Below are 25,031 nucleotides of genomic sequence, written 5' to 3' on the forward strand. Positions count from 1 at the left end.
GGTTTAGAGACTTTTGACGGCCTCTAGGACTTCTGCTGCGTGGCCTGCAACTTTTACTTTACGCCACTCTTGACGCAGCACGCCTTCCTTGTCAATTAGGAAAGTGCTGCGTTCAATGCCTAGTGACTCTTTGCCATACATCTTTTTTAGTTTAATTACATCAAAGAGTTGGCAAAGTGCTTCATCCGCATCGCTGATGAGCTGGAAAGGAAAGTCTTGTTTGCTGCGAAAATTTTCATGGCTGCGTAAACCATCGCGCGACACGCCATAGATGTCTGTGTCCAAGGCCTGGAATTCAGCATAGAGGTCACGAAAATCCTGTCCCTCGGTGGTGCAACCGGGCGTGCTGTCTTTCGGGTAAAAGTAGATCACCAGATGACGTCCGCGCTGTGCACTGAGGGTAACAGTCAGATCGCTGGTGGCGGCGGCGGTAAAATCGGGAACGACTTGGTTAAGTTGAGCGGAACTCATGGTCTCTCCTTAAAAAAAACTGGGGGAATCTTGCAAGGCTACTACGCTAAAGGCGTCTTATTCGTTTAGAATGCTCAGCTGTTCAAGATAACAAAAGTACGGCAGTCACTAAAAGCCTTGGGTTTCAAGGATGCTTATACAGGATGACTGCTTGGCAAGCCAATTGGAGACGAGAATGATTCGCGGCAGTATTGTAGCGCTGGTAACCCCTATGACCGCCACAGGTGAAATTGACTGGGATGCTTTGAAACGCCTAGTCGAGTTTCATGTGGACAAGGGTACCGCCTCGATTGTTGCGGTCGGCACCACCGGTGAGTCAGCCACTTTGGATTGTGATGAGCATACCCAAGTGATCCGCTTTATTATTGAGCAGGTGGCGGGACGTATTCCAGTCATTGCCGGGACAGGCGCGAATTCAACCCGAGAGGCGATTGAACTGACGCAAGCGGCTAAAGATTTAGGTGCTGATGCTTGCCTCCTAGTGACGCCTTATTACAACAAGCCCACACAAGAAGGCTTGTATCAGCATTTTAAAGCCATTGCTGAAGCCGTTGATATTCCTCAGATTCTATACAATGTGCCGGGGCGTACCGCCTGTGACATGTTGCCAGAGACCGTGATCCGTTTGGCTGAAGTCAAAAATATCGTTGGCATCAAAGAAGCCACAGGCAATCTCGAACGCGCTCGTTTTCTGATAGAGACATTGCCAAAAGAGTTTGCTGTCTATTCCGGTGATGATGCGACCGCGATTGAACTCATCCTGATGGGCGGGCATGGCAATATTTCGGTGACGGCGAATGTGGCACCGGCTGAAATGGCAAAACTCTGTGCGCTTGGTGAGCAAGGCAAGGTAGAGGAAGCGCGTGCTTTGCAGGCTAAGTTAATGCCTCTGCATACTCAGTTGTTTGTAGAAGCGAATCCAATTCCGGTGAAGTGGGCCTTGGCGGAAATGGGCTTGATTGGCCCAGGCATCCGCTTACCTCTAACACCTTTGTCAACGTGTTACCATGGCCTAGTGCGTGCAGCGATGCACGACAGCGGCTTATCCTGACAGGCGATTGCATGATTAAGTATGGTATCTCTGCGTGTATCGTGACAGGTCTGGCGTTAGGCCTGATCGGTTGTAACCCTATCAAGAAAAATCCGGTGTACGGTGAACATGGTCTGATCCGTGACCGTAGCCAGGACTACGAATTAGCCGAAGGCGCATCGCGTCTCCAGGTGCCTGAGCATTTGCGTGCGCGCGAGATGCGCGAGCAGCTGGTGGTTCCGGATGTGGGCGTGACAGCAACACGCAGTGGTGAGCGCTTTCGAGTCCCACGACCTGAATTTTTCTATGCCGATCCGGGTTCAGAAACCGTCAGTCTGAGCCGTTTAGAAGGGCAGCGTATTATCGTTGTGGATGAGCCGATTGCCGATGTCTGGCTGAAAATGCTGGATTTCTGGGAATACAATGGGGTGCGTATTGCACGTACGGATCCTCGTCTGGGTACGATGGAATCCGAATGGATTCGTACCGACGGCCGTGATTACAGCTTTATTGATCGTTGGATTAAGCGCTTGACGCTGCAAGGTATTGAAGGGCCTGCGGATAATAAAATTCGGGTGAGTGTACGTCCAGATCCCGCAGATTATTCGCGCACAGCCATCAGTTTAAAGCATGCTCAGTTCCCAGCCGGTCAAGGGCCTGAGGCGATTGATTGGGATGGCTCGATTGCCGATGTTGGCTTCAAAACCGACATGATGTTTGAAATGCTGCGTTATTTGAGCCGTGCTACGGCACCCTCGAGTGCGCAGAGTTTGCTGGCGATGGAGCAGCAGCGCCGCAGTCAGCCTCAGTTAGGACGTGATTCACGTGGTAATCCGGCGTTACGTATCAGTGCCGATGCTGATACAGCCTGGCATCTGATCGATGCGGCCTTGACGTCAGCTAACCTCGATGTAGGGACGCGTGATCAGGCTTCTGGCACCTTTTATATGACCTACACCACCACAACGCCTTTTGATGACACTAAGAAAATGGGCTTCTTTGAATGGCTGCACTCCGATCGTGGTGAAATCAAGCTGGATACACGGATTATCAGCTCTGCACTAGGCTTTGATGGCAAAGAAACGTCTGAAGTCATTAGCTACACCTCTAAGGGCGCGCGGACAACGGCTGAGTTGTTGGAAGATGACGATATGGCCGTTGACCTGAATGATCCAAATAACTTGGCCAACCAAGAAGGATATAAAATTTGGTTTGCTGGGCGCGTTATTTATGTCTTTGGTAGCGGTCGACGAGGCATCTTTAATACGGCCAGTGGTGAGTTTGAGCATGTGGGTCGTTACCAGGTGCAGCTGAGTCGTACACGTTCCGGTGTTGTGGTGACCGTTCTGACGGATGAAGGGGTTGCCGCACCGGCCATCGTAGCGGAAGAGATTCTTTGGGACATTCGAGAGTATCTGCCCGCGCAGATCTGAGACGTTAATTTTTATGAGTGCGGTGCTGTCAGAGCCCGCCTTTTGGAGTAAAGAATGGAAAAGCGTGAAGAACTCTATTCTGGCAAGGCTAAGTCAGTTTTTACCACGGACAATCCCGATCTTATGGTGATGTTGTTTCGTGATGATACCTCGGCATTTGATGGTAAAAAAATTGAGCAGCTGGATCGTAAGGGCAAGGTGAATAACCAGTTCAATGCTTTTATCATGCAAACACTGTCTGCGGCAGGAATTCCCACGCATTTTGAAAAGCTGTTATCCGACAGAGAAAGCCTAGTTAAGCGCCTGGAAATGATGCCGGTTGAGTGTGTAGTGCGTAACTTTGCTGCCGGTTCTATCTGCCGTCGTTTAGGTATTGAAGAGGGCCTGGAGTTAAATCCACCGACCTTTGAGATGTTCTTGAAGAATGATGCGTTGGGTGACCCGATGATCAATGAGTCTCATATTGCGACTTTTGGTTGGGCAAATCTGGAGCAGGTGGAAGAAGCGAAACGCTTAACGTTTAAAGCCAACGAAGTGTTGAAGAAGTTATTTGATGATGCCGGTCTGCTTCTGGTGGATTACAAACTTGAATTTGGTTTGTTTAAAGGTCAAGTCGTCCTCGGTGATGAGTTCTCCCCAGATGGCTGCCGTCTCTGGGACAAAGCGACGCGTACAAAAATGGATAAAGATCGTTTCCGTCAAGGATTAGGCGGTGTGATCGAGGCCTATGAAGAGGTGGGGCGTCGTTTAGGGATTGATTTTGATCAGCCTATCGCTTGAGGTTTAGGCGTGCGCGCAGTCTTTCTCGATACACTCAGTCTGGATGACCTAGATTTTAGTGGCCTGGAATCTGTGGTTGAGGAGTTGGTGCTCTATCCCAACACTCAACCCAATCAAGTACAAAGTCGCATTCAGGGTTTTGATCTGGTGATTACCAATAAGGTCGTCATTGATGCCGAGGCGATCCAGCAAGCTGATCATCTGGCTTTGATCTGTGTAGTGGCAACCGGCGTCAATAACATCGATCTGAATGCCGCTCAGGCGCAGGGTGTAGCGGTTGTCAATTGCCAGGCCTATGGCACCCACTCTGTTGCACAGCATGTCTTTAGCCTGATGTTGGCCTTGCACACGCGCTTGCTGGATTATCATCAAGCTGTGCAGCAGGGGCGATGGAATCAAGCTGAGCAATTCTGCTTGCTCGATTACCCTATTTTCGAACTGCGTGGTCGTGTTCTCGGGATTCTGGGTTATGGTGTTTTGGGAGCTGAGGTCGCACGTTTAGCTGAGGCCTTTGGGATGCAGGTGATGATTGCTCAGCGTCCAGGGACGCAGCAGAGTGAGGCTGGGCGCGTCCCTCTGGTGGAATTACTCCCGCAAATCGATGTGTTGAGTATTCACTGCCCTTTGAACGATGCGACCCGTAACCTACTGGATGCCGAGATGTTGGCGCGGATGAAACCGGGTAGCTTTTTGATTAATGCTGCACGCGGTGGCATTGTTTGCGAAGAGGCTTTGGCTTCCGTGCTGCGTTCAGGTCATCTAGCGGGAGCGGCAACGGATGTTTTGTCGGTGGAGCCGCCGCGCCAAGGTAATTGCTTGTTAGATCCAACTCTACCGAATTTGATCGTCACCCCACATAGTGCTTGGGGAAGTGTTGAGGCGCGTCAGACGATTCTTCAGCAAACTCAGGAAAATATCCTGGCCTTTCAACAGGGTGCTGCCCTGCGCCGTATCGTTTAACCCTTCATAGTCAGAAGTCTGACCGAATCCTGGTTTGCTTTTTTTGGGTTTGAGCGCCTTGCAGAGTGTCCGAGTTAAAACGGACACTCACTGCTAAATTCTAGCCAATGTCCCTGCACGGGATGCTCTAATCCTAAGCGGTCGGCATGCAGCATCATTCTGGGATAGCCTTGATGTTGAGCTTCATCGGTGTAAAACACGTCTCCTAGAATCGGATGACCAATCGATAACAGGTGGACACGTAGTTGATGTGAGCGTCCGGTGTGGGGATAGAGTAAAACTCGACTGGAATCTTGATCGCGACTGATGCATTCCCAGTGTGTTTGAGAGGGTTTACCCAGTTCGTGATCCACCTTCATTCGGGGGCGTCTTTCCCAATCGGGTGCCAGAGGGAGGAGGATCTCTCCTTTATCCTCTGTGAGCTGGCCATGTACGCGCGCCTGGTAACGTTTCTTCGGCACACGGTTCTGAAATTGAATACTCAAGGCTCGATGTGAGCCAGCATTGAGTGCCAGAACGATCAAGCCCGAGGTCGCAAAATCGAGCCGATGAACAATCCGCACCGTTGGAAATTCGCGTTGTAGGCGTGTGACCAAACAGTCCTTTTTTTCCTCACCGATGCCTGGAACAGAAAGTAGATCTTCTGGTTTGTTCACCACCAGCATAACATCATCGGCATAGACTATATCGAACATGAAAGAAGGTTTCCTGACTAGCGTCGCTGTGGCTGAAACAGCGCTAAAGATTCAATGTGTGAGGTTTGCGGAAACATATCGGCTACACAAAACTGGGTCAGGCGATAGCCTTCGGCGGCCAATAAAGCGGCATCGCGTGCCAGCGCGGCGGGGTTGCAAGCCACATATAGAATCTTCTGTGTTTTAAGAGCGGCCAGAGCGGGAATCAGGTTGGCGGCCCCTGAGCGTGGAGGATCGAGCAGAATGGCATCATAGGTTTGGCGGTACCATTGATGGGCGCGAATATCCTGGCTGAGATCTGCGCTATAAAATTGGCAGTGCCCAAGTTGATTGCTACGTGCATTCTCTTCGGCACGTTTTACCATATCGGCACTGCCTTCGACACCGGAAAGGCGTGCACCGCTTGCAGCGATCGGCAGTGAAAAATTACCCAGCCCGCAAAACAGATCGAGGAGATGCTGGCCGGGTGCAGGGGCGAGCCACTCTAGCGCTCGGGCCACCAACTGGCGATTGACTTCAGGATTGATCTGCAAAAAATCACCCGGCTGGAAGTGCAATTTCAGTTCAGCGTAGGGTGAATAGGTTAAGTCTTCAGCGCAGCCATATAACCAGGCAAGCTGTCCGTCGTTATCTTCAGTGACGAGGGCTAGGTTCAATTCTACTGCTAGGGCTGTTAAGCGTTGAATTAAAGCTGAATTGAGTGGGCGCGTGATGCGTAAGCAGAGGACACCCGAATCATCGCCGAGATGTAGATCCAAATGCGTTAGATGGCGAAGCTCGGTTTCCTCCGCCAACACGTGTTTAATCTGTATAAAAAGTTTCTCAACACGCGATTGCAAAACGGGGCAGCCATCAAGATCGATTAACTTAGAAGAGCCGCGTCGGCGAAAGCCAACTAAGAGTTGTTGATCGCGTTGGCGCTGATTCATGCCGATACGTGCGCTGCGCCGATAGTTCCAGGCAGCAGAGGTAATGGGCGCGCTGAGAGTTTCAGGCTGAACCTTTCCTAAGCGCTGTAGCTGTTGCAGAACACTCTGCTGTTTAAGCTCCAATGCCTTGGCAGCTTCCAGATGTTGCAGATCACACCCTCCGCATTGCCCATAGGCTACACAGCCCGGCTCACGACGATCACTGGATGGGCTTAACAGCTCCAATGTTTCACCTTCATCATAGCGCGCATGACAGGCGGTGAGCTGCACAAGCACACGCTCTCCCGGCAAGGCATTCCGCACAAACAGGGTTTTTCCGGCATGACGCGTGACACCGCGACCATCCTGATTAAAGCTGTCGAGGGTGACTTCGATCGGCTGGGCTGAAGGCGCTTGCGGCTTGCGTGAGGAACGGGTCGGCGCTTTGCGACGCATGGATAATCTCTCTAAAATTTTGAAGGCCTAGTTTAGCAGAGATTGCACAGAGGGGAGCAGAGAAAAGCGGTACGTGGTTAATAACTGAGCAATTTACTCGGATTTAATTTGCGTGTATGCTTTGTTCTATGTCGGTTCAATGCATGAGATGTGAGCGATGATGAGCATAGATATAACTCCTAGCGCCGAAACCTATCTGGCACAACTACTGGAAAAGCAGCAGGTCGCCGGTATAGGTGTGCGTTTATTTGTCACCCAGCCAGGGACCCCCTACGCTGAAACCTGCCTAGCTTATTGTCGTCCAGACGAAGTCAACAGCGAAGATGAAGTCTTGGCCTTGTCGCAGGTAACTTTTTATCTGGAACGCAACAGCTTGCCTTACCTAGAGGAAGCCAAAATTGATTTTGCCGAAGACCGTATGGGTGGACAGCTGACGATTAAGGCACCTAATGCCAAAATGCCTAAGGTCACGCCGGAGAGTCCAATTCAAGATCAAATCAATTACATTCTTTACTCAGATATAAATCCAGGTTTGTCGGCTCACGGTGGCGAAGTCAAGTTAGTTGAGCTGGTTGAAGAGGAAGAAGGTCATATCGCTGTTCTGCAGTTTGGCGGTGGTTGCCAAGGCTGTAGCGCGGTGGATCTAACTTTAAAAGATGGCGTTGAGCGTACCTTGATTGAGCGTGTTCCAGGTTTAGTCGGTGTGCGAGATGTCACTGACCACAGCAAAACAGATAACGCTTACTACAAATAATCCCCTAATCTGCACCAAAGCCTTCATGCCGCCGTATTTGTCATTAGAACGTCAAACTTCGCAAACGGCGGCTTGTTTTTTCCCCCGTGACCCCCATAGACTGATGTAAGAGTTTTAGGCACAAGCCACTCAGGCTTGGTGCACTGCACAGAGGCAAGCATATTATGAGTCATGTTGAAGCCAAAGAAGATGTTGTAAGCATCGAGCTTCCAGTTCTGCCACTGCGTGATGTTGTTGTCTATCCGCATATGGTAATCCCTTTATTTGTTGGTCGTGCTAAGTCGATCCATGCGCTGGATATCGCCATGGCGCAAGATAAGCAGATACTTTTGGTCGCGCAGAAAAGCGCCACTGAAGATGAGCCTCTAGCCGAAGATCTTTTTCATGTCGGAACTGTCGCCAACATTCTACAGATGCTCAAATTACCGGATGGCACAGTCAAAGTACTGGTTGAAGGGGAGTATCGTGCTCAGTTGGAGTGTTTGACGGATGAAGGTGATTGTTTTACCGCTACCGTGAGTCCACTCGAGTCTGAAGCAATCAGTGAAGCCGAAAGTGATATCTATAAACACACGGCATTAGAGCAGTTTGAGCGCTTTATTCAGGTCAATAAAAAGATTCCTTCTGAAGTCCTGAACTCTTTACAGAATATTGATGATATCGGGCGTCTGGCCGATACCATCGCCGCCCATATGGCGCTTAAGCTCGAAGATAAGCAGGTGATTCTTGAAATGCTCGGCAGCCGTGAGCGCCTTGAGCATTTAATGGCCAAAATGGAATCGGAAATCGATCTGGTTGAGGTCGAAAAGCGCATTCGTGGTCGTGTCAAAAAACAGATGGAGAAAAGCCAGCGCGAGTATTATCTGAATGAGCAGATGAAAGCGATTCAGAAAGAACTAGGCGACATGGACGAAAGTGGTGCGAATGATATGGACGAGTTGCGTCGTCGTATCGAAGCAGCAGGCATGCCAGAGGAGGCGTTGAATAAAACGCTGGCTGAACATAAAAAATTGCAAATGATGTCGCCGATGAGCGCTGAGGCGACAGTTGTGCGTGGTTACATCGATTGGATGCTACAGATTCCTTGGAGTCAGCGTTCAAAAGTGCGTTTTGACATGCAGCGTGCTGAGAAGATCCTGAATGAAGACCACTTTGGTTTGGAAGAGGTTAAGGATCGTATTATCGAATACCTTGCGGTACAGAAACGCGTTAAAAAACTGAAAGGACCTATTCTCTGTTTGGTGGGCCCACCGGGTGTAGGTAAAACCTCTCTAGGTCGTTCGATTGCACGGGCGACAAACCGTGAATATGTGCGTATGGCCCTAGGCGGGGTGCGTGATGAGGCGGAAATTCGTGGTCACCGCCGTACCTATATCGGCTCCATGCCGGGCAAGCTGGTGCAGAAGATCGTCAAAGCTGGGGTGCGCAACCCGCTCTTCTTATTGGATGAGATCGATAAGATGGGCATGGATCACCGTGGTGACCCCTCTTCAGCGCTGCTTGAGGTGTTAGATCCTGAGCAGAACAGCACCTTCAACGATCATTATCTGGAAGTAGACCTGGATCTTTCCGATGTCATGTTTGTGTGCACCTCTAACTCCATGAATATTCCAGGCCCTTTGTTGGATCGTATGGAGATCATCCGTATCCCGGGTTACACCGAAGATGAAAAGCTGAATATCGCTCGTAATTATCTGGTTCCCAAGCAGATTCAACAAAATGGCTTGAAAGAATCGGAGCTGAGCTTCAGTGAAGATGCCATTCGTGACCTGATCCGTTACTACACTCGTGAAGCGGGTGTGCGTGGTCTGGAACGTGAGATTGCGAAAATCTGCCGTAAGGTGGTGAAAGAGATCGCACTGAAACGCTCACGTCAGGATCATCACCCACTAACTGCCGAGAATCTGGAGTTTTACTCGGGTGTGCATAAATTCAATTATGGAAAAGCGGAAGAGGAAGATCTGATTGGTCATGTGACCGGCCTGGCTTGGACGCAGGTGGGAGGGGAGATTCTGACCATCGAGTCTGCGGTGGTACCCGGTAAAGGACGTCAGGTGCAAACCGGCTCGTTAGGGGATGTGATGAAAGAGTCGATCCAAGCGGCATTAACCGTAGTGCGTCATCGCGCCCAAGAGTTGGGGATTGCCGCCGACTTCCATGAGAAAAATGATATTCATATTCATGTGCCGGAAGGTGCAACCCCGAAAGATGGTCCCAGCGCGGGCATCGGGATGTGTACAGCTCTAGTTTCGGCACTGACCGGTATTCCGGTGCGTTCAGATGTGGCCATGACCGGTGAGATCACGCTGCGTGGCCAGGTCTTGCCGATTGGTGGTTTGAAAGAAAAACTCTTGGCGGCCCATCGTGGTGGCATTAAAACGGTTGTGATTCCCCAAGAAAATACCCGTGATTTGAAAGAAATCCCTGAAAATATTAAGGCAGATTTACAGATAAAAGCGGTAAAATGGATCGACGAAGTGCTGGAGTTGGCGTTAACGCGCAAACCTGAGCCACTTCCGAAAGAAGAAGCCGCTGTCGTTTCAGCCGAGTCCGCTACAAAAACTGAGCCAGGTCAGGTCAGCACGCATTAAGGCAAAGCCGCGTGAGAAAAGGCCTCTGGCCGGTTGACACTGGTTTCAGTGAGTTGGTATAAAGTGCGGTAACTCGCTGGGCGTAAAAGTTACAGAACAAAATAACGGTGTATTTAAGGGGAACAATGTGAATAAGTCTGAACTGATCGATGCAATTGCAGCATCTGCGGATCTGCCTAAGGCAGCAGCTGGCCGCGCACTGGATGCAACGCTGGAAGCTATCACCCAGGCGCTGCAGAATAATGAATCGGTTGCACTTGTTGGCTTTGGTACTTTTTCTGTGAAGGAGCGCGCTGCACGTACTGGCCGCAACCCTCAGACTGGTCAGCCAATCGAAATCTCTGCTGCAACACTGCCGACTTTCAAGCCAGGCAAAGCGCTGAAAGACGCTGTAAACAACTGATAGACGTTTCGTATCTATCAAGGGAAGCCTGGAACCTCCGTGATGACTCTAGCCACTTTGGCCCCCGTCATTTCTCTGTTACAAGCTTTATCCATGTCAAAAAAAGCGCATTCTACGGGTGCGCTTTTTTTGTATCGATCAACAGGGTGAATTCTTAACAATGCTACAAACCATTCGCGATAACTCACAGGGCATCATCGCCAAAGTGATCGTCGGCCTGATAGCGCTGACTTTTGCACTTTGGGGGGTGGAATCACTGGTTGGCCTCGGCTCAAAAGAAAAAGCACCGGCTAGTGTCAATGGTGAAGAGATCAGTGCGCAAGAGCTGTTCCGAGGTGTTGAGCTACAACGTAGACAGATCCTATCGCAGATGGGTGAGGCTGCCGATCCAACACAGATTGATGAAAATCTTTTACGCCGTATGGTCTTGGAAGATCTGATAGAGCGCACCTTGTTGACCCAGTCAGCCGCCAAGCAGGGGCTCTATCTGTCGGAAGAGATGCTCGATCAGTTAATTGTCATGACGCCGCAATTTCAGATCGATGGCCGTTTTGATCGTAATCAGTTTGAAGCGGTTTTGCGTGGAGCCGGATTTACGCCACTGATGTACCGTGAATTGCTGCGTATGGAAACCTTGATAGAACAGGAACAGGCAGCTTATGCCTTATCCTCTTTTGTCACGCCGTCTGAAGTGGAACGCTTAGTGGCATTGGATCAGCAAACACGCGACTTTGCCTTTGTGCGTTTCCCGCTTTTGCCTGAGATGAATCGGGTGGCTGTGAGTGATGATGAGATCCAAGCACTGTACGAAACGCGTGCGGCACAACTCCAGGCACCTGAAAAAGTTATTCTGGAGTATCTATTGCTGGAGCGTGATCAGTTTGTTGATCCTGATGCCGTATCTGATGAAGAGGTTGAGCGTCTGTGGCAGCAAATGGTTGCGGAGTTTCAAAGTGAAGAGGAGCGTTCGGCCTCTCATATTTTGATTGAGATTAATTCTGAGCGTGATGCTTTGGCTGCCTTGGCACAGATTCAGTCCTTGCATCTGGAGTTAGAGGCCGGAGCCTCCTTTGAAGACTTGGCACGTGAGTTTTCGGATGATCCAGGCTCGTCTGCTGCCGGTGGCAGTATCGGTTTTGTCACGCAAGAAATGCTAGTCGGTCCCTTTGCCGATACCCTGTTTAGCCTGGAGCCTGGACAAGTCTCCACGCCAGTTGAAACCGAATTTGGTTATCACCTGATTCGCTTAGATGAGGTGCGCGCTATGGCACCACCAAGTCTGGCAGAGGTCGCGTTTGATCTACGCATGGAGGTTGCTGAGCGCGATGCTGAAAGACGTTATGTTGAAGAGATTGAGCGTCTGGCGGATCTGACCTTTTCAGCAGCCGATTTATCCTTGCCGGCGGAAGAGTTAGGCATTGAGGTTCAGACCAGTGAGGCGATCGCACGTGATGGTACGGGTGATCCTTTAGGACGTCATGCGCGCGTGCTTGAAGCCGCTTTTAGTCAGGATGTGCTGCGCGAGCGCTTAAACAGTGCGCCGATCGAGTTGAACCGTCATACCACACTAGTAGTACGTGTGAAGGAGCACCTGCCGGCCCGTGCCTTGAGCTTCACTGAAGTTCGTCAAGAGTTGGAGATGGAGCTGCTGACTGAGAAGGCACGTGCGCAATTAAATACGCGCATTCAAGATTGGAAAGAGGCTTTACGCCAAGGGCAATCACTGGAAGATTTAACCCAAGAGTACAGCTGGACAGCGTTACAAGGGGCTAACCGCGGTGCAGCCGACGTGCCAACGGATATCCGTAACCATGTATTTGCCTTGCAGTTACCCGCAGAGGGGGCTGCGTTCAGTCAGCTGGCGCTAGCGGACGGCAGTCAAGTCTTGGTACGCCTAGAGGCTATCCATGAAAATGCTACGGAGTTAACTGCAGAGGAGATGCGCCTGATGCAGTCAATTTTGGGGTCGAATCAGGGGCAGCAGGAGTATCAAGCGCGTTTGCAGAGTCTGCGTGATGCAGCGCGGATCGAGCGCAACTGATCTTTCGCTATCTCTGGGTTGTCACAATCTAGTTAATTAAAAAACCGCGATCTGAAGACCTCTTTATCCGTGGACAGGCCACAAAGGAGGCAGACTTCAGATCGCGGTTTTTTGTGTTCATAAGCAGTGGGTTGAAAGGGTACGTTAAGCCTAGGCCTAACCTAAAGCAGCTTCTAGCAAAGCACGCGTGTAAGGGTGTTGAGCTTGGGTAAAAATTTGCTCGGACTCGCCTTGCTCGACCACATCCCCTTCTTTCATCACCAGTATTTTATGGCTTAGGGCACGTACCACGGCGAGATCATGGCTGATAAATAGATAGCTTAGGCCGTAGCGTTGCTGCAGTGCACGTAGCAATTCGATTATCTGTTTCTGTACGCTGCGATCGAGCGCTGAAGTCGGTTCATCCAAGACAATGACTTGCGGTTTGAGTACAAGGGCGCGTGCAATGGCGATACGTTGGCGCTGTCCACCTGAAAATTCGTGTGGATAGCGGTGGCGCGTTTCAGGATCTAAGCCCACATCACGCAAGGCCTCGATCACTCGTGCTTCACGTTCAGTAGAGCTGAGCTGTTCATGAATTTCCAGTCCTTCGGCGATGGATTCCCCAATCAGCATGCGTGGACTGAGGCTGCCATAAGGGTCTTGGAAAACAATCTGTATCGATTTACGTAATGGTAGGAGTGCTTTCTGATTGAGCTGGTCTAGGCGGTGATCCTGCAAGCGGATCTCACCTTCAGAACGCAAAAGACGTAGAACCGCTAACGCGAGCGTGGTTTTACCTGAACCGGATTCCCCAACGACCCCTAAGGTCTCACCCTGACGGAGCTGAAAGCTCGCTTCCCGAACCGCTTTGTGATGATCGACAATGCGCTTTAACACCCCGGCATGAATTGGAAACCAGACTTTTAACTGTCTCACATCCAACAGAGTTTTGGCATCATTGGCTACCGCCGCAGGACGGCCTTCGGGCTCAGCCGCTAGCAGGTCACGTGTATATTGTGCTTGTGGCTGTGCAAATAGCTTGGCACATTCTTGATATTCGATCTGCTGACCTTGATAGAGTACACAAACCTGGTCGGCATAACGCCGGACGACGTTGAGATCATGGGTAATGAGTAAAATGGCCATATTTAAGCGTTGGCGCAGTTCGGTCAAGAGTTCCAGGATCTGCTTTTGAATGGTGACATCCAAAGCGGTGGTGGGCTCATCCGCGATGAGCAGCTCAGGCTCATTGGCCAGCGCCATGGCGATCATGACACGTTGGCGCAATCCACCGGAGAGCTCGTGTGGATACTGGCGCAAGCGCCTTTCAGGTTGTGGAATTCCTACCAGGTCTAAGAGTTCAAGTAGGCGCTGTTGAATTTGTTGACGGTTGAGTTTTCGATGCAGTAACAGGCTTTCCGTCAGCTGCTTTTCAACCGTATGCAGAGGGTTAAGGGAGGTCATCGGCTCCTGAAAAATCATGCTGATACGGTTGCCGCGTAACTGACGTAAATCTCCAGGTGCAGCGCCCAGCAACTCTTGGCCTTGATAGAGAATACTACCCTTTGGATGCTGAGCGTGTGGGTAGGGCAACAACTGCAAGATAGACAGGGCGGTCACCGATTTGCCCGAGCCAGATTCACCCACTAAAGCGAGGCATTGCCCCGGCTTGAGGCTGAACTCTACACCGCACACCACCTGCTTATCGGCAAAGTTGACATGGAGATTGGAAACCTGCAGTAAGGGTTGAGACATCGTTTAGCGTCCTATCTGCATATGGAAAGTCGTGCCGCTGTTCACATCTGAGGTGACCGCCATGTGGCCCTGATGCTGTTCGGTAATAATAAAGTAGGGAAAAGACAGGCGTTTATGCGCATCATCGGGTTCGCCTTGTTGATCCTGACTAAAGAAGGGCTCGAACAAACTCATCTGCTCTTCATGATTTAATCCCAAACCATTGTGCTCGATCTTAATCCAGATCGCTTGGTCGTAGTATTCCTGCATGGAGATACGCAGGGTGGGGGTAATATCACGTGGGCAGGCGATCAAGGCTTCATAGGCATGGCGCAAAAGGTTGAGGAAGGCTTGTTGCAGTTCGATAACATAGCAGGGAATCGGTGGAAGATTCGCCTGGTAGTTGCGCTCAATCTGAATATCACGGAAAGCCGGTTGATCGGGTAGATTCAACACATCTCGGGCTAACTCAATGGCATGTTCCATCACCTCAGGCAGCTGCGCGGCTTGTTTTTCATCGCTGCGTCGGCGTGCAAAGTTAAGCAGGTTGTTGATGATGGCGGCGACTTGACGTCCTTTTTCTGAGGCATCGGTGAGCAGGGTGCTTAAGCGCATCACCTCACGATTACATTGCGACTCATCGTTCATCAGGGTGCTTTTTTCAAGTAGGCTTTGATAGCTACTCAGATCAAAGAGAATGGCTTGTAAGGGAGCGTTGATATCATGTGCCATGGTTGCCGCCAGTTCACCCATAGTCGCCATCTTGTCATTGTGGATGAGCATATTTTCGGCGATGATTTTTTGTGTCACATCATCAATCAACAAGACCACACCGGCTTCACTCTGATCCTGAAGTGGATAGATGGTGATATTAAAGTAATAGAGGCCACTCTGGTTCTGCTTAAAGTACAGCGTCTGATTCTGATCTAAAGCTTGGCGAATCTGATCCGGTGCAATTGAAATCGTCGGATAGATCTGCCAAAGATCATGACCTAAAGCCTCTTCCATGGGGATGCCGGCGATCTCTTCGGCACGTTGGTTCCAATGGGTGATCTTGCCAGAGCGATCGAGTCCCACCAGCATCAGCGGGAGGGAGCGTAAAATGTTTTGAATATAGGTCTCAGAAGCGCGTAATTCGGCAGTGCGTTGTTCAACGCGTAGCTCCAGCTCGTTGCGTATTGCGGTAAGCTCGCGGTTAGCATGCCAAGCTTTGCGCCAGATCAACAGCAGAATCAAGGCGCTGATCGATAACAGAATGATTAACACACCACTGGAGAAGTTGGCGATATATTGCCAATTCGTGCGGCCATCTTCGGTTTTAAAATAACTGATGAATCCGTTTTCTGCCCAAACCAGAGGACTGATAAACAACAGGCAGCTTGCCCAGAAACGTGATGCCATAAAAAACTGTCCCGATCGCCAATAACTGCCTGCATTCTAGCAGTTTTTTGCCAAATTCGGCCAATCTATCGGTGCTGACCCCTGGTGGTGTGATTCCCTGTCAAAAGCTTGTCATCTTTGCCTTCTAGCATGTCTAGATCGCCATAGGGGAGTTTAGGAATGAAGGTCAGCCCGTTTCATCAGCAGCTACGTGAAGATTACCGTCAGTTTATTCAACAGGGCCTTGCCAGTCAGGATGCGCAAAGTTGTTTACGTCTGGATCTGCACTGTCATGATGCCAACAGTGATGTACCGGATGAGCTCTGGGGGCGGTTACTGGGTTTGCCGGAAACTTGGCTCAAAACGAAAGACCTCGTACAACAGTTACAAGGTGCTGGCTGCCAGGCTCTGACCATCACCAATCATAATAATGCACGCTCCTGCTGGGCTTTAATGGAGCAGGGCTTGGATATTCTCGCGGCGGCTGAATTCACCTGCCATTTTCCCGATGGTCATTTGAGTGTTCATGTTCTCACCTATGGGTTTACGCCGGAACAGGAGGGGCGTTTACAGCGCCTGCGCCATAATATCTATGAGTTTTTGGCTTATACCCGTTTGCATCATCTGCCGACGGTACTGCCGCATCCTCTGTTTTTTTATTCTAAACGCCAAAAAATAGATCCCAGACTTCTAGACAGGTTGGCGATTCTCTTTGAGCGTTTTGAAGTGCTCAATGGTCAGCGTGGAGTTTGGCAGAACCAGCTTACGCGTGCTTGGGTGGAAAGTTTGACACCTGAGCGCTTAGATAGGCTCAGTCGTGAGCAAGGCATTGCCCTGGATGAGTTTTGCCAGCATCCCTATCGTAAAGTGATGACCGGGGGGTCGGATGATCATAATGGCATTTTTGCGGGACACTGCGGGACTCAGTTGTGGGTGCCCAATCTACAACAAGTGCTCAAGGATCAGCCGGCCTCTCAGCTCGCCTTGCAGGCGCTGCGTGAAGGACACTGTGTTCCTTATGGCGATCCCGGTGGCAGTGAACGCTTAACCACGAGTTTTTTGGATTATTTTGCGCAGGTGGCGCTGAATATGGAAGATCCGGGGTTATTGCGTCTGTTTATGCATCAGGGACCGATGCAGGACAAACTCTTGTGTTTGGGCGTGAGCAACGTCATGCAGGAGCTGCGTCGTCATCGTTACACACTAACTTTTCTGCATACTTTTCATAAATCCTTGGCGGGTAAGCGTCCTAAGCTATGGACCAGCCTCGGGGTGAGTCGAGAATTCAAACCGGTTTTAAAGCGCGTAAAACAGATCGCGCGCACACGTCGTCAACAACCTGAATATTTAACACAGTGTTTAGAAGAAAGTATTCCAGGTTTGTTCACAGATATCAGTCGTATTCTGTTTGCGCGTCTGGGGGAGGAGTGGGCGCGGGTTTCGACGCAGACAAAAGCCTGTGGTTCTTTGGATCAGTTGTTAAGCCATTTGGAGATGCCAACCTCTTTGCGAAGCCTGTTTGGTGCCGAACGGCAAACGCCTAAGAGTATGAACTCAGTCAATCTTCTGCGCTGGATGGATCGTTTAACCTTCCCCTCTCTGGCCGGAGCGGTGACGGCAGGGGCTTCGTTTGCCGGAACTCAGGTGTTATATGCTAATCGTGAGTTTTTGAATCAGCTTGCAGATGAGCTGAATACGCATCAGCACCCACAAAGAGTGCTGTGGCTGACAGATAGTTTTCAAGGGAGTAACGGTGTATCGGCTGTTTTAAAAACACTTTTGCAGGAAGTGCGTGAGCGCCATCTGCCGATCGATCTTCTCGTGTGTGATCCAGAGTTAAACACTCAAGCCCATCTGCAAGTTGTCAGACCCTTGCAATCTATCCCTTTAGAACCCTTATCGGATCAAGTCTTACACCTGCCGGATCTGCTCGAAATCCAGCGCTTGTTTGAACAGGGTGGTTATGATCGTATTGTCTGTTCAACGGAGCTGGTGATGGGATTGGTCGCGCTCTATCTTAAGCAGGCCTACTCGGTTCCGGCGAGTTTTTATCTACACACCGATTGGCTGAGTTATTTTGAACAAACCCAGCCGCATCATCGACAGCACTTAGATCGATTACGCCGCTTGTTACGACTGTTTTATCAACAGTTTGATCAACTACTGGTTTTAAATACGGCACAAGCTCAATGGTTAAGTTCAGAGGCGATGAATATACCGGTGGAGAAGGTGAAGCTGACGCGACACTGGGTCAACCAGGTCTTCCAGCCGCTACGTGATCAAGCCGGGAAGATAGGTCTCGTTAAGGATGAGGTATTGCTTTATGTTGGGCGCTTGAGTGATGAAAAGGGCGTCAAACAATTACCGGCACTGTTTGCTCAGATCAAGGCGCGTTTTCCCAAGGCGCAACTTTGGATTGCCGGTGATGGGCCGTTAAAAGCAGAGTTGGAAGCACAAATGCCACATGCGCGTTTTTTAGGTTGGTTGCCCATCTCGAGCCTAGTCGAAATTTATCAGCAGGCGAGTCTGCTGGTGTTGCCCTCGCGCTTTGATACCTTCGGTTGTGTGGTGTTGGAAGCGCTGAGCTGTGGTTTACCGGTTGTGGCTTATCGTGACAAGGGACCGCAGGATATCCTTCAGCATGAAATCTGTGGCTACTTGGTCGAGAGTGAGCAAGAGATGCTGCACGCCTGTATGACCTATTTCAGTTGTCCACCCTTGCATGCCGCCATGCGCGAAGCGGCTTTTCAACGTGCACAAAGCTATCAAGCTGGAGAAATTCTGGCGAAGCTGTTGTCTGATCTGGGTTTAGGCCAGCATACCTCGACATCAATGATGCCAATTAAGGGCATGAGTCTAGAGGCGGTTTCTAGTGATGGGGTGGCCGCTTTAGAAAGGGCAGTTGTTAAGGTTGGAGTCGCAGAGGAAAGAGCGGCTGAGCGTCTCTGACCAGAGCTGTATTTCGCTTTCCGGTAGTCCGATGCCCACCACGGAGGTGAAGGGAATGGTGCGCCAAGATTTGCTCAGGATATACAGTGTGCGTTCACCTTGAACGACACGTGTCAGGAGTATCTCGCCCCAAGGCGCTCCCTCTACCTGACCACACCAGCTTGCTTGCATGGCGCTGGGATAGTTGGGTGCTTGCAGAGCACTGCTTGTCTGTACTGGGAGAGAATGGAAGGCGCTGAAATGACAATGACGTGATAGGTGTTCAGCTTGCTGGCGCAAGTAAGCGGCAGGTTGCATCTGCACACCTTCCAATAATTGAAAGGCCAACATCTCACGCCAATTAAGTAGGGTTTGGCCGAGAGGTGCCCACTCTTCAAGGCCGCGTTGATCTTCCCAGCCACGGTGTAGGGTGTGCCAGTTGGCAGGGATGTAAGCGTTGAGAACTTCACCGGCACCCTGCTGTAGAACAGAAGGTGTGGCCAGAAAGCGATAACCGGCGTTTAGATTCTCTTGGCTGGAAACAAAAGAGGAGGACAATAGCAGGTAAATCCCAACCACCCAAAGACTGGAGCGTCTCACCTGCCTAGCCCAAGCACGCTGATGCGTATCGAGTAGGACACCTAAGAGAGAAGGGCCTTGATTAGACAGCACAGGCATGGGCTTCACCTTCAGAGTTGGAATCAGCTGCCAGGCTGATTCGCATCCTGTCTTTGTGCAATCTGTTCCTGAGAGGCGGTATCCATGATACTCACCAACTGATTCACCTGCTCATTAAACTTTGCCAACTGCTCGCGTGGAACCGATTTGGCTAAAGGTAGGCTGGCGGTCATGGCGTTCACAGGACGACCATTTACATGCAGCTCAAAGTGCAGGTGAGGGCCGGTTGAGCGTCCGGTATTACCGGATAACGCGATACGCTCACCACGCTTCACCGTATCGCCGCGCTTAACCAATTGGCGATGTAGATGCAAATAACGAGTTTTGTAGGTGCTGCCATGCTGAATCTCAATGTAGCGTCCAGCAAAAGGATGGTTTTCAACGCGAGTGACCACACCATCACCAATCGAAACGACAGGCGTACCAATCGGCATCGCAAAGTCTGTACCGTTATGCGGTGAAACACGGCGTGTTACGGGATGTAAGCGTCTGGGATTAAAAGGCGAGCTGATGCGATAGTTTTGATCATGCGGCAGGCGGCGGAAGGCACGTGTTAAGCTCTCGCCCTTGGCATCATAGTAGTTACCATCTTCAAACAGGAAAGCGGTGTAAGCACGGTTATTTTGTTGTAAGCGAATGGCTTGAATTTGTGACTGCCCAGTCGCTTCTGTCTCAACGAATTGTGCTTTGCGGATCACCTGGAAGCGATCACCGGCACGGATATGGCGATTAAAATCGATCTGCTCGCCCATCAGTTTGTTGACTTCGAGAATCTCACTTTTGCTCAAGCCAGCACGAATGGCTGACACATAAAAGCTGCCATAGATTTCACCGCTGACAATCTGCTGCTCCCAGCTGCCAGGAATGAGCTTCTCTTCAAATTCAAAGTTGTTTTCATCCACACGGCGGTAGATCACACGATTGCCAGCATGGATATACAGCTCCATCTCTTCTAGATGGCCTGTTTCGACATCTTTACGGAATGTCAGGTGGTTGCCAGGACGCAAAATATCGAGCGCCAACAGCTGTTCATCGGCGGCCAGGATCTGATGCATGATCGTCTGGCCGACTGCAGCCTTGTCAAAAATTGTACTCAGCGTATCACCCTGTTGAATGCTGTAGTGAAAAACACCGGGTTCCGCTTGGCGGGCATTGAGGCTGGCTAAGAATTCAGACTCATCTAAGAAAAGATTGTGATTAAAGAAGTCGTGTTGCAGGTCTTCATCGCGGATCAGCGCTGAATGATCCAACAGTTCAGAAGCTGTCCAAGCGCTTTGTTCATCATGCGAAGATTCAGGCCAAAGAAGTGCCGTGAGTGTAATCGCTGTGACGACCGCAAGGGCACCAAGATGCATCACGGGCAATCCTTGCAGGCGGTTCTTGGTATTTTGAGGCAGGTTTAATTGCATGTCGGATCCGGTTTCTCTGCAATTAGCAATTTGAACTATCAAGGCGATACATTATCACTATATCTGCAAGGGGAATGCAATCATCAGGCCGCATTCAAAGTGTAAAGTTTTTGATATAACTCAGATAAAAAGTGATAGCACCTGATTTTACATGGGAATCTGACGGATTCTACCTCGGTGCTATCAGACTTTTGGCCTAAAGCGATTGGCAGGATTAAGGGGTATAACAAAGAAAAAATAAAAATAGATGAGTAAAAGGATGATAAACATGCCAAGGTCAGAGTCGAGCTGGCGTCGCTTATTTGCAACAGAGAGTCTGCCCGCGACTGAGCAATGGCCCGAGATGCTGCAAGGGTTACGACAAGCCTTCTTAGATTTGGGACCCCAGCCTAGCTTGCAAGACGCTAAAGCCTGGCAGTTGGCTCTGGTGCAGGCGCTACGTGAATTGAGTTTACCTGCCTATCTGATTGCTCAATTGATCAGTGATCACAATGACTGGATTTATCGGCATACACTGCGTGAGTCTCTGGCCGAGATGGCGGTTCAAGGTTGGGGAGAAGCGCCCTGTCGGTTTGCGGTCTTAACCCTGGGTTCGGGTGCGCGTCATGAAAGCTTGCTGCGCCCTGATCAAGATAATGCCATGATCATCGAAGACTATCCGGATGATCGTCACAATGAAATTGATACCTGGTTCCAGAGTTTGGCTGAGCGTTTTACTGAACGTTTGGATTTGGCCGGTATTCCCTTGTGTAAAGGCCATGTCATGGCGCGCTGGCCTTTATGGCGCAAAAGCTTATCGCAATGGACCCAGCAGATGCGCTTATGGACGGGACGCCGTTTGGTGCGCCAAGTTCAGTTCTCCAATATTTTTCTAGACTTTAATACGGTGTACGGTGATCCCGAGCTGACCGAAACCTTACGTTCATCCATCTTACAGATGATGCCACGCGCCGGATTGTTTCTCGATGAAATGGCAGAACTGATGACGGAAACGCCTGTGGCCTTAGATCGTTTTGAGCGTTTGGTTGCTGATGGTAAAGAGGCTCCGCATCAGCAAGCGTTAAATTTAAAGCGCCAGGGATTATTACCCCTGCAAAGCGCGCTGCGTTTGTTGGCGCTGAAGCGGCAGCTGCCCGAAATCGATTGTTTGAGTCGGATTGAGGCTTTGCAGCAAGAGGGCAGTCTGAAAAAAACGCTGGCAGTGGATGTGACGCAAGCTTTTCATGTTTTTATCACTTATTTGTTGGAGGCGCAGCTGCAGGCTCTGGAGCAAGGACGTCAGGCTGATGGTTGGATAGATCTGCGTCCGCTCACTCGCCAGCAGCAACAAACGCTGCGTCTGGCGATGCTGGCCGTGCGTGATCTACAGCGCCTAGCGGCACACAGTAAAACCTTGTCCTAGGGGGACATTAGGGAGTGGGTTAGGGAGAAGGCTCTGTTGTGACGGCATCGAGATCCTGTGCCTGAGCCGGAGGCGGAATTCTAGGCAGCTCGAGAATGACATTAGCCCCACCGAGATCAGCCGGCTCATCTATCCAGAGTCGCCCGCCATGATGCGCCACAATACCACGGCAGATCGGCAAGCCTAGGCCAGTGCCACGAGGCCGTCCTTTAGGGCGGGCTTGATTCCCCTGTTCGACTTGGTGAAACTTCTCAAAAACCTTTTCTCTTTCCGATTCTGGAATGCCCTCACCATTGTCTTCGACCTCCAGGCGGAGGTGACGACCGACTTGGCTGAGGGAAACGCTGACTTCACCCGCGCCTGTTTTCGCAAATTTACGTGCGTTTTCCAGCAAATTAATCAGTACCTGATGTAAACGATCGGGATCCGCACTGACCCAGGGATCCTGGGCCTGATGTGTAAAGGTGAGGGTAACACCGCCGTCCTCATACAGGCGTGCCACGGCATCGCGTGTTTGCTGAACCACTTCGACCAGATTCAGTTTTTGCAAATTCAGGGTCATACGTCCCGATTCGAGGCGGGCAAGATCCAGAATCTCTTCAATCAGGCGGGATAACCGCTCACTTTCCCGCACAATCACTTCCAGAAAATGCTGACGCTTGGTAGCGGGTAAATCGGGGGTGTCGCGTAGAATTTCAGCGAATGCACGTATGGAGGTGAGGGGGGTGCGTAGCTCATGGCTGACCATCGCCACAAACTCGTCTTTGAGTCGATCCAGTTCGCGTAAGCGATCATTCGCTTCTTTTAACTCTTGACCAATGCGCGTCAACTCTTCGGATTTTTGCTCAAGGCGGCGATTGTATTCCAGAGTTTGTGAAGTGGTATCGAGGATGCTAAGCACAGCCTGTAGATCAAGGGCTTCACCACGCACGACGGAGTTAATCAACACCCGTGCCGAGGCGCTGCCCAACGCTCCCGCCAGCTGTTTTTCGGCTTGGTGAATCATCTCTGAGGGCGCTGGATCTTGATCGTCACAAAGATCGCCTTCACATTGGAAGGGTGCAAATAAACGCTCCGTGGCTTGTGCGCCCAGATAACGATGCACCAGTTGGCGTAGTTCACCTCGACTGGTATGGCCTTGCCAAACAGGGGTGTGCAGATGTTCATTCTGAAGGGCATCGGTAAAGAGGACCGCTTGCGTTTGTTCGAGGCGGCTGGGTTGGGTGAATTGTGAAACCAGCAAAATCAAGCCTATATTGACTAACATACTCCAGAACAGGGAGTGACTGTAAATATCCAAACCTTGCAGCCCAAAAAGCTGGTAGGGACGCAGAGCTTCAATACCAAAGGGGCCGGCTGTAATCAAACTCATTTCCAGCCAACCGGATTGAGCAAAACCTGGAATTAATAAGGTGTGGCCCCAGACAAGAATGCCGCCCATCAAGCCGGCTGCCGCTGCAATACGAGTAGCTCCTCGCCAATAGAGTCCGATCAAAAGGGCTGGTGCAAATTGTGCAGCTGCCGCAAAAGACACCAGCCCGATGGTAACCAGGCTGTAAGAGTCTCCGATCAGTGCATGATAGAGATAACCGAGAAACAGAATAAACAGGATCGCGACACGGCGGATGCCTAATAACCAGCCACTGAGATCATACAGATGATCCAGATGCAGGTGGCGCCAGCGCAGCAGAAGCGGCATCACCAACTGGTTGCTGATCATGGTGGAAAGTGCGATGGTTTCAACGATGACCATCCCCGTGGCCGCCGATAACCCGCCGATAAAGACCAGCAGAGGTAAAAACTCCAAGCCCGCTGCGAGCGGTAAGGTGAGGACAAAACTGTCCGGTGTCTGGGCGGCCTCGCCCAGCATTAACCCTGCCAGCGCCACGGGAATGACAAAGATATTGATGGCGAGCAGATAGAGTGGAAACAACCAGGAAGCGCGCTTGATATGGCGCTCATCGACATTCTCTACCACCATGACTTGAAATTGGCGTGGCAAAGTTAAAAAAGCGAGGGTGGAAAGGATGAGCAGCCCAACCCAGCCCGCGGCTCCGCCGGGGACGTTATCTAGGCCCAGAAGGTGCAGAAGTTTTGGGTCCTCGGCAGCACGTGCAAAAAGATCCACGGGGCCTTGATAGAGCACAAAGGTGACAAAGATGCCAACGGCCAGGAATGCCAGGAGTTTGATTAGGGATTCAAACGCGATGGCTGTGACCATCCCTTCATGGCGCTCACTGGCATCGAGTTGGCGTGTCCCAAATAAGATGATGAAAACGGCTAATACCAGCGCGATCCAGAAAGACTTGTCGGCAAAAAACAGGCTCTCCGCATGCTGAAGCGAGGTTTGAGCAGGATAGTCGATCAGGATGGCATAGCTGACGGTAATCGCTTTGAGTTGTAGCGCGATATAAGGAATGATGCCAATCACCGCAATCAGGGCGACCAGGGCGCCGATACTTTGGCTTTTACCGTAGCGTGCACTGATAAAGTCCGCGATTGAGGTGAGGCGCTGGGCGCGGGCAATGCGCACCATTTTTCGAATCAACATCCAACCGCACAGCATGGCGAGTGTAGGGCCGAGGTAGATGAGTAAAAAGCTAGGGCCGGCTTCGGTGGCACGTCCGACGCTGCCGTAAAAAGTCCAGGCGGTACAGTAGACCGCAATTGAGAGAGCATACACACTAGATGAACCGATCAGGGAGCGGCCTTGTTCGGCCCGCCGATCTCCGATGGCGGCGATTAAAAACAGCAGTGCCAGATAACCAAAGGCCACAACCAGAACGATGGCTTCATTGCGCATCTTGGCGCTCCAGTATCCAGGCGGCCAAGCCGATTAAACCCAACCAAATCAAAAACAGCCAGGCTGGTAGCCAAGAGAGTCCGTGACTAGAGGGACGATCCAGCAAAAGTAGTAGAGGGGGGGTGAACAGCAGCAGCCCTAGCAGAGTGAGTGACAATAAGCGACTGGTGAGGCGTGAGGGCGGCTGCAGCAT

19 protein-coding genes are annotated in these 25,031 nt (G+C 50.8%); 10 read left to right on the plus strand and 9 right to left on the minus strand.

Annotated elements, in window-relative coordinates:
- Window positions 1-3: 3 nt before the first annotated feature.
- Window positions 4-471 carry a peroxiredoxin gene (locus E1H14_RS06825; protein ID WP_149390707.1) on the minus strand — a complete coding sequence of 156 codons (468 nt, stop codon included), beginning with the start codon at window positions 469-471 and terminating at the stop codon, window positions 4-6.
- 175 nt (window positions 472-646) lie between these two features.
- On the opposite strand from E1H14_RS06825, the gene dapA reads away from it, so the two are divergent.
- The 4 genes from dapA to E1H14_RS06845 are packed head-to-tail and all read left to right on the plus strand — an operon-like array spanning window position 647 to window position 4,674.
- On the plus strand, window positions 647-1,522 hold the full coding sequence (gene dapA, locus E1H14_RS06830; RefSeq protein ID WP_149390708.1) for a 4-hydroxy-tetrahydrodipicolinate synthase: 876 nt from the start codon (window positions 647-649) through the stop codon (window positions 1,520-1,522).
- Window positions 1,523-1,533: 11 nt separating this feature from the next.
- Complete coding sequence (gene bamC, locus E1H14_RS06835; RefSeq protein ID WP_149390709.1) at window positions 1,534-2,934, plus strand: outer membrane protein assembly factor BamC; 1,401 nt, start codon at window positions 1,534-1,536, stop codon at window positions 2,932-2,934.
- Between the two features lie 54 nt (window positions 2,935-2,988).
- The gene (gene purC, locus E1H14_RS06840) at window positions 2,989-3,714 is read left to right on the plus strand and encodes a phosphoribosylaminoimidazolesuccinocarboxamide synthase (protein ID WP_149390710.1); all 726 of its coding nucleotides are present in this window, start codon (window positions 2,989-2,991) and stop codon (window positions 3,712-3,714) included.
- Between the two features lie 9 nt (window positions 3,715-3,723).
- On the plus strand, window positions 3,724-4,674 hold the full coding sequence (locus E1H14_RS06845; protein WP_149390711.1) for a 2-hydroxyacid dehydrogenase: 951 nt from the start codon (window positions 3,724-3,726) through the stop codon (window positions 4,672-4,674).
- A gap of 74 nt (window positions 4,675-4,748) precedes the next feature.
- Here the strand turns inward: E1H14_RS06845 and E1H14_RS06850 are convergent, their stop codons facing one another.
- The gene (locus E1H14_RS06850; protein WP_149390712.1) at window positions 4,749-5,369 is read right to left on the minus strand and encodes an RluA family pseudouridine synthase; all 621 of its coding nucleotides are present in this window, start codon (window positions 5,367-5,369) and stop codon (window positions 4,749-4,751) included.
- 17 nt (window positions 5,370-5,386) lie between these two features.
- Window positions 5,387-6,733 carry a 23S rRNA (uracil(1939)-C(5))-methyltransferase RlmD gene (gene rlmD / locus E1H14_RS06855; protein ID WP_149390713.1) on the minus strand — a complete coding sequence of 449 codons (1,347 nt, stop codon included), beginning with the start codon at window positions 6,731-6,733 and terminating at the stop codon, window positions 5,387-5,389.
- Window positions 6,734-6,893: 160 nt separating this feature from the next.
- Between rlmD and nfuA the strand changes: the two genes are divergently transcribed.
- The 4 genes from nfuA to E1H14_RS06875 all read left to right on the plus strand — a co-directional run bounded on the left by nfuA (window position 6,894) and on the right by E1H14_RS06875 (window position 12,522).
- Window positions 6,894-7,487: a Fe-S biogenesis protein NfuA gene (gene nfuA, locus E1H14_RS06860; protein ID WP_149390714.1), complete on the plus strand. Its 594-nt coding sequence runs from the start codon at window positions 6,894-6,896 to the stop codon at window positions 7,485-7,487.
- 164 nt (window positions 7,488-7,651) lie between these two features.
- Complete coding sequence (gene lon / locus E1H14_RS06865) at window positions 7,652-10,078, plus strand: endopeptidase La (protein WP_149390715.1); 2,427 nt, start codon at window positions 7,652-7,654, stop codon at window positions 10,076-10,078.
- 76 nt (window positions 10,079-10,154) lie between these two features.
- The gene (locus E1H14_RS06870; protein ID WP_268814360.1) at window positions 10,155-10,481 is read left to right on the plus strand and encodes an HU family DNA-binding protein; all 327 of its coding nucleotides are present in this window, start codon (window positions 10,155-10,157) and stop codon (window positions 10,479-10,481) included.
- Between the two features lie 160 nt (window positions 10,482-10,641).
- Window positions 10,642-12,522, plus strand: a complete 1,881-nt coding sequence (locus E1H14_RS06875; RefSeq protein ID WP_149390717.1) for a SurA N-terminal domain-containing protein — start codon at window positions 10,642-10,644, stop codon at window positions 12,520-12,522.
- 156 nt (window positions 12,523-12,678) lie between these two features.
- On the opposite strand, the gene E1H14_RS06880 is transcribed toward E1H14_RS06875, so the two are convergent.
- Complete coding sequence (locus E1H14_RS06880; protein ID WP_149390718.1) at window positions 12,679-14,259, minus strand: ABC transporter ATP-binding protein; 1,581 nt, start codon at window positions 14,257-14,259, stop codon at window positions 12,679-12,681.
- Between the two features lie 3 nt (window positions 14,260-14,262).
- Window positions 14,263-15,639, minus strand: a complete 1,377-nt coding sequence (locus tag E1H14_RS06885; protein ID WP_149390719.1) for a two-component system sensor histidine kinase NtrB — start codon at window positions 15,637-15,639, stop codon at window positions 14,263-14,265.
- A 159-nt stretch (window positions 15,640-15,798) separates the two neighbouring features.
- On the opposite strand from E1H14_RS06885, the gene E1H14_RS06890 reads away from it, so the two are divergent.
- Window positions 15,799-18,567: a glycosyltransferase gene (locus E1H14_RS06890; protein WP_149390720.1), complete on the plus strand. Its 2,769-nt coding sequence runs from the start codon at window positions 15,799-15,801 to the stop codon at window positions 18,565-18,567.
- Here E1H14_RS06890 and E1H14_RS06895 read toward each other — a convergent pair.
- Both E1H14_RS06895 and E1H14_RS06900 read right to left on the minus strand, forming a co-directional pair.
- Window positions 18,508-19,224, minus strand: a complete 717-nt coding sequence (locus E1H14_RS06895; RefSeq protein WP_149390721.1) for a hypothetical protein — start codon at window positions 19,222-19,224, stop codon at window positions 18,508-18,510. The genes E1H14_RS06890 and E1H14_RS06895 overlap by 60 nt on opposite strands.
- A 23-nt stretch (window positions 19,225-19,247) precedes the next feature.
- The gene (locus tag E1H14_RS06900; RefSeq protein ID WP_200834052.1) at window positions 19,248-20,579 is read right to left on the minus strand and encodes a peptidoglycan DD-metalloendopeptidase family protein; all 1,332 of its coding nucleotides are present in this window, start codon (window positions 20,577-20,579) and stop codon (window positions 19,248-19,250) included.
- 322 nt (window positions 20,580-20,901) lie between these two features.
- On the opposite strand from E1H14_RS06900, the gene E1H14_RS06905 reads away from it, so the two are divergent.
- The gene (locus E1H14_RS06905) at window positions 20,902-22,035 is read left to right on the plus strand and encodes a DUF294 nucleotidyltransferase-like domain-containing protein (RefSeq protein ID WP_149390723.1); all 1,134 of its coding nucleotides are present in this window, start codon (window positions 20,902-20,904) and stop codon (window positions 22,033-22,035) included.
- A gap of 19 nt (window positions 22,036-22,054) precedes the next feature.
- Here E1H14_RS06905 and E1H14_RS06910 read toward each other — a convergent pair whose 3' ends face one another.
- Window positions 22,055-24,838, minus strand: a complete 2,784-nt coding sequence (locus tag E1H14_RS06910; protein ID WP_149390724.1) for a sensor histidine kinase — start codon at window positions 24,836-24,838, stop codon at window positions 22,055-22,057.
- The gene (locus E1H14_RS06915; RefSeq protein ID WP_149390725.1) at window positions 24,828-25,031 is read right to left on the minus strand and encodes a hypothetical protein; all 204 of its coding nucleotides are present in this window, start codon (window positions 25,029-25,031) and stop codon (window positions 24,828-24,830) included. The genes E1H14_RS06910 and E1H14_RS06915 overlap by 11 nt, the downstream gene beginning before the upstream one ends.

Origin of the sequence: Nitrincola tapanii (genome assembly GCF_008368715.1) — a bacterium.
Taxonomy (GTDB): domain Bacteria; phylum Pseudomonadota; class Gammaproteobacteria; order Pseudomonadales; family Balneatricaceae; genus Nitrincola; species Nitrincola tapanii.

Bases quoted from the DNA above. Each gene is read 5' to 3' on its own strand.
- E1H14_RS06890 (WP_149390720.1), top strand. From the start codon at position 15,799: ATGAAGGTCAGCCCGTTTCATCAGCAGCTACGTGAAGATTACCGTCAG.
- nfuA (WP_149390714.1), top strand. From the start codon at position 6,894: ATGAGCATAGATATAACTCCTAGCGCCGAAACCTATCTGGCACAACTA.
- E1H14_RS06895 (WP_149390721.1), bottom strand. From the start codon at position 19,224: ATGCCTGTGCTGTCTAATCAAGGCCCTTCTCTCTTAGGTGTCCTACTC.
- E1H14_RS06875 (WP_149390717.1), top strand. From the start codon at position 10,642: ATGCTACAAACCATTCGCGATAACTCACAGGGCATCATCGCCAAAGTG.
- purC (WP_149390710.1), top strand. From the start codon at position 2,989: ATGGAAAAGCGTGAAGAACTCTATTCTGGCAAGGCTAAGTCAGTTTTT.
- bamC (WP_149390709.1), top strand. From the start codon at position 1,534: ATGATTAAGTATGGTATCTCTGCGTGTATCGTGACAGGTCTGGCGTTA.
- E1H14_RS06880 (WP_149390718.1), bottom strand. From the start codon at position 14,259: ATGTCTCAACCCTTACTGCAGGTTTCCAATCTCCATGTCAACTTTGCC.
- lon (WP_149390715.1), top strand. From the start codon at position 7,652: ATGAGTCATGTTGAAGCCAAAGAAGATGTTGTAAGCATCGAGCTTCCA.
- E1H14_RS06885 (WP_149390719.1), bottom strand. From the start codon at position 15,639: ATGGCATCACGTTTCTGGGCAAGCTGCCTGTTGTTTATCAGTCCTCTG.
- E1H14_RS06915 (WP_149390725.1), bottom strand. From the start codon at position 25,031: ATGCTGCAGCCGCCCTCACGCCTCACCAGTCGCTTATTGTCACTCACT.
- E1H14_RS06900 (WP_200834052.1), bottom strand. From the start codon at position 20,579: ATGCATCTTGGTGCCCTTGCGGTCGTCACAGCGATTACACTCACGGCA.
- E1H14_RS06910 (WP_149390724.1), bottom strand. From the start codon at position 24,838: ATGCGCAATGAAGCCATCGTTCTGGTTGTGGCCTTTGGTTATCTGGCA.
- E1H14_RS06905 (WP_149390723.1), top strand. From the start codon at position 20,902: ATGCCAAGGTCAGAGTCGAGCTGGCGTCGCTTATTTGCAACAGAGAGT.
- E1H14_RS06825 (WP_149390707.1), bottom strand. From the start codon at position 471: ATGAGTTCCGCTCAACTTAACCAAGTCGTTCCCGATTTTACCGCCGCC.
- rlmD (WP_149390713.1), bottom strand. From the start codon at position 6,733: ATGCGTCGCAAAGCGCCGACCCGTTCCTCACGCAAGCCGCAAGCGCCT.
- E1H14_RS06850 (WP_149390712.1), bottom strand. From the start codon at position 5,369: ATGTTCGATATAGTCTATGCCGATGATGTTATGCTGGTGGTGAACAAA.
- dapA (WP_149390708.1), top strand. From the start codon at position 647: ATGATTCGCGGCAGTATTGTAGCGCTGGTAACCCCTATGACCGCCACA.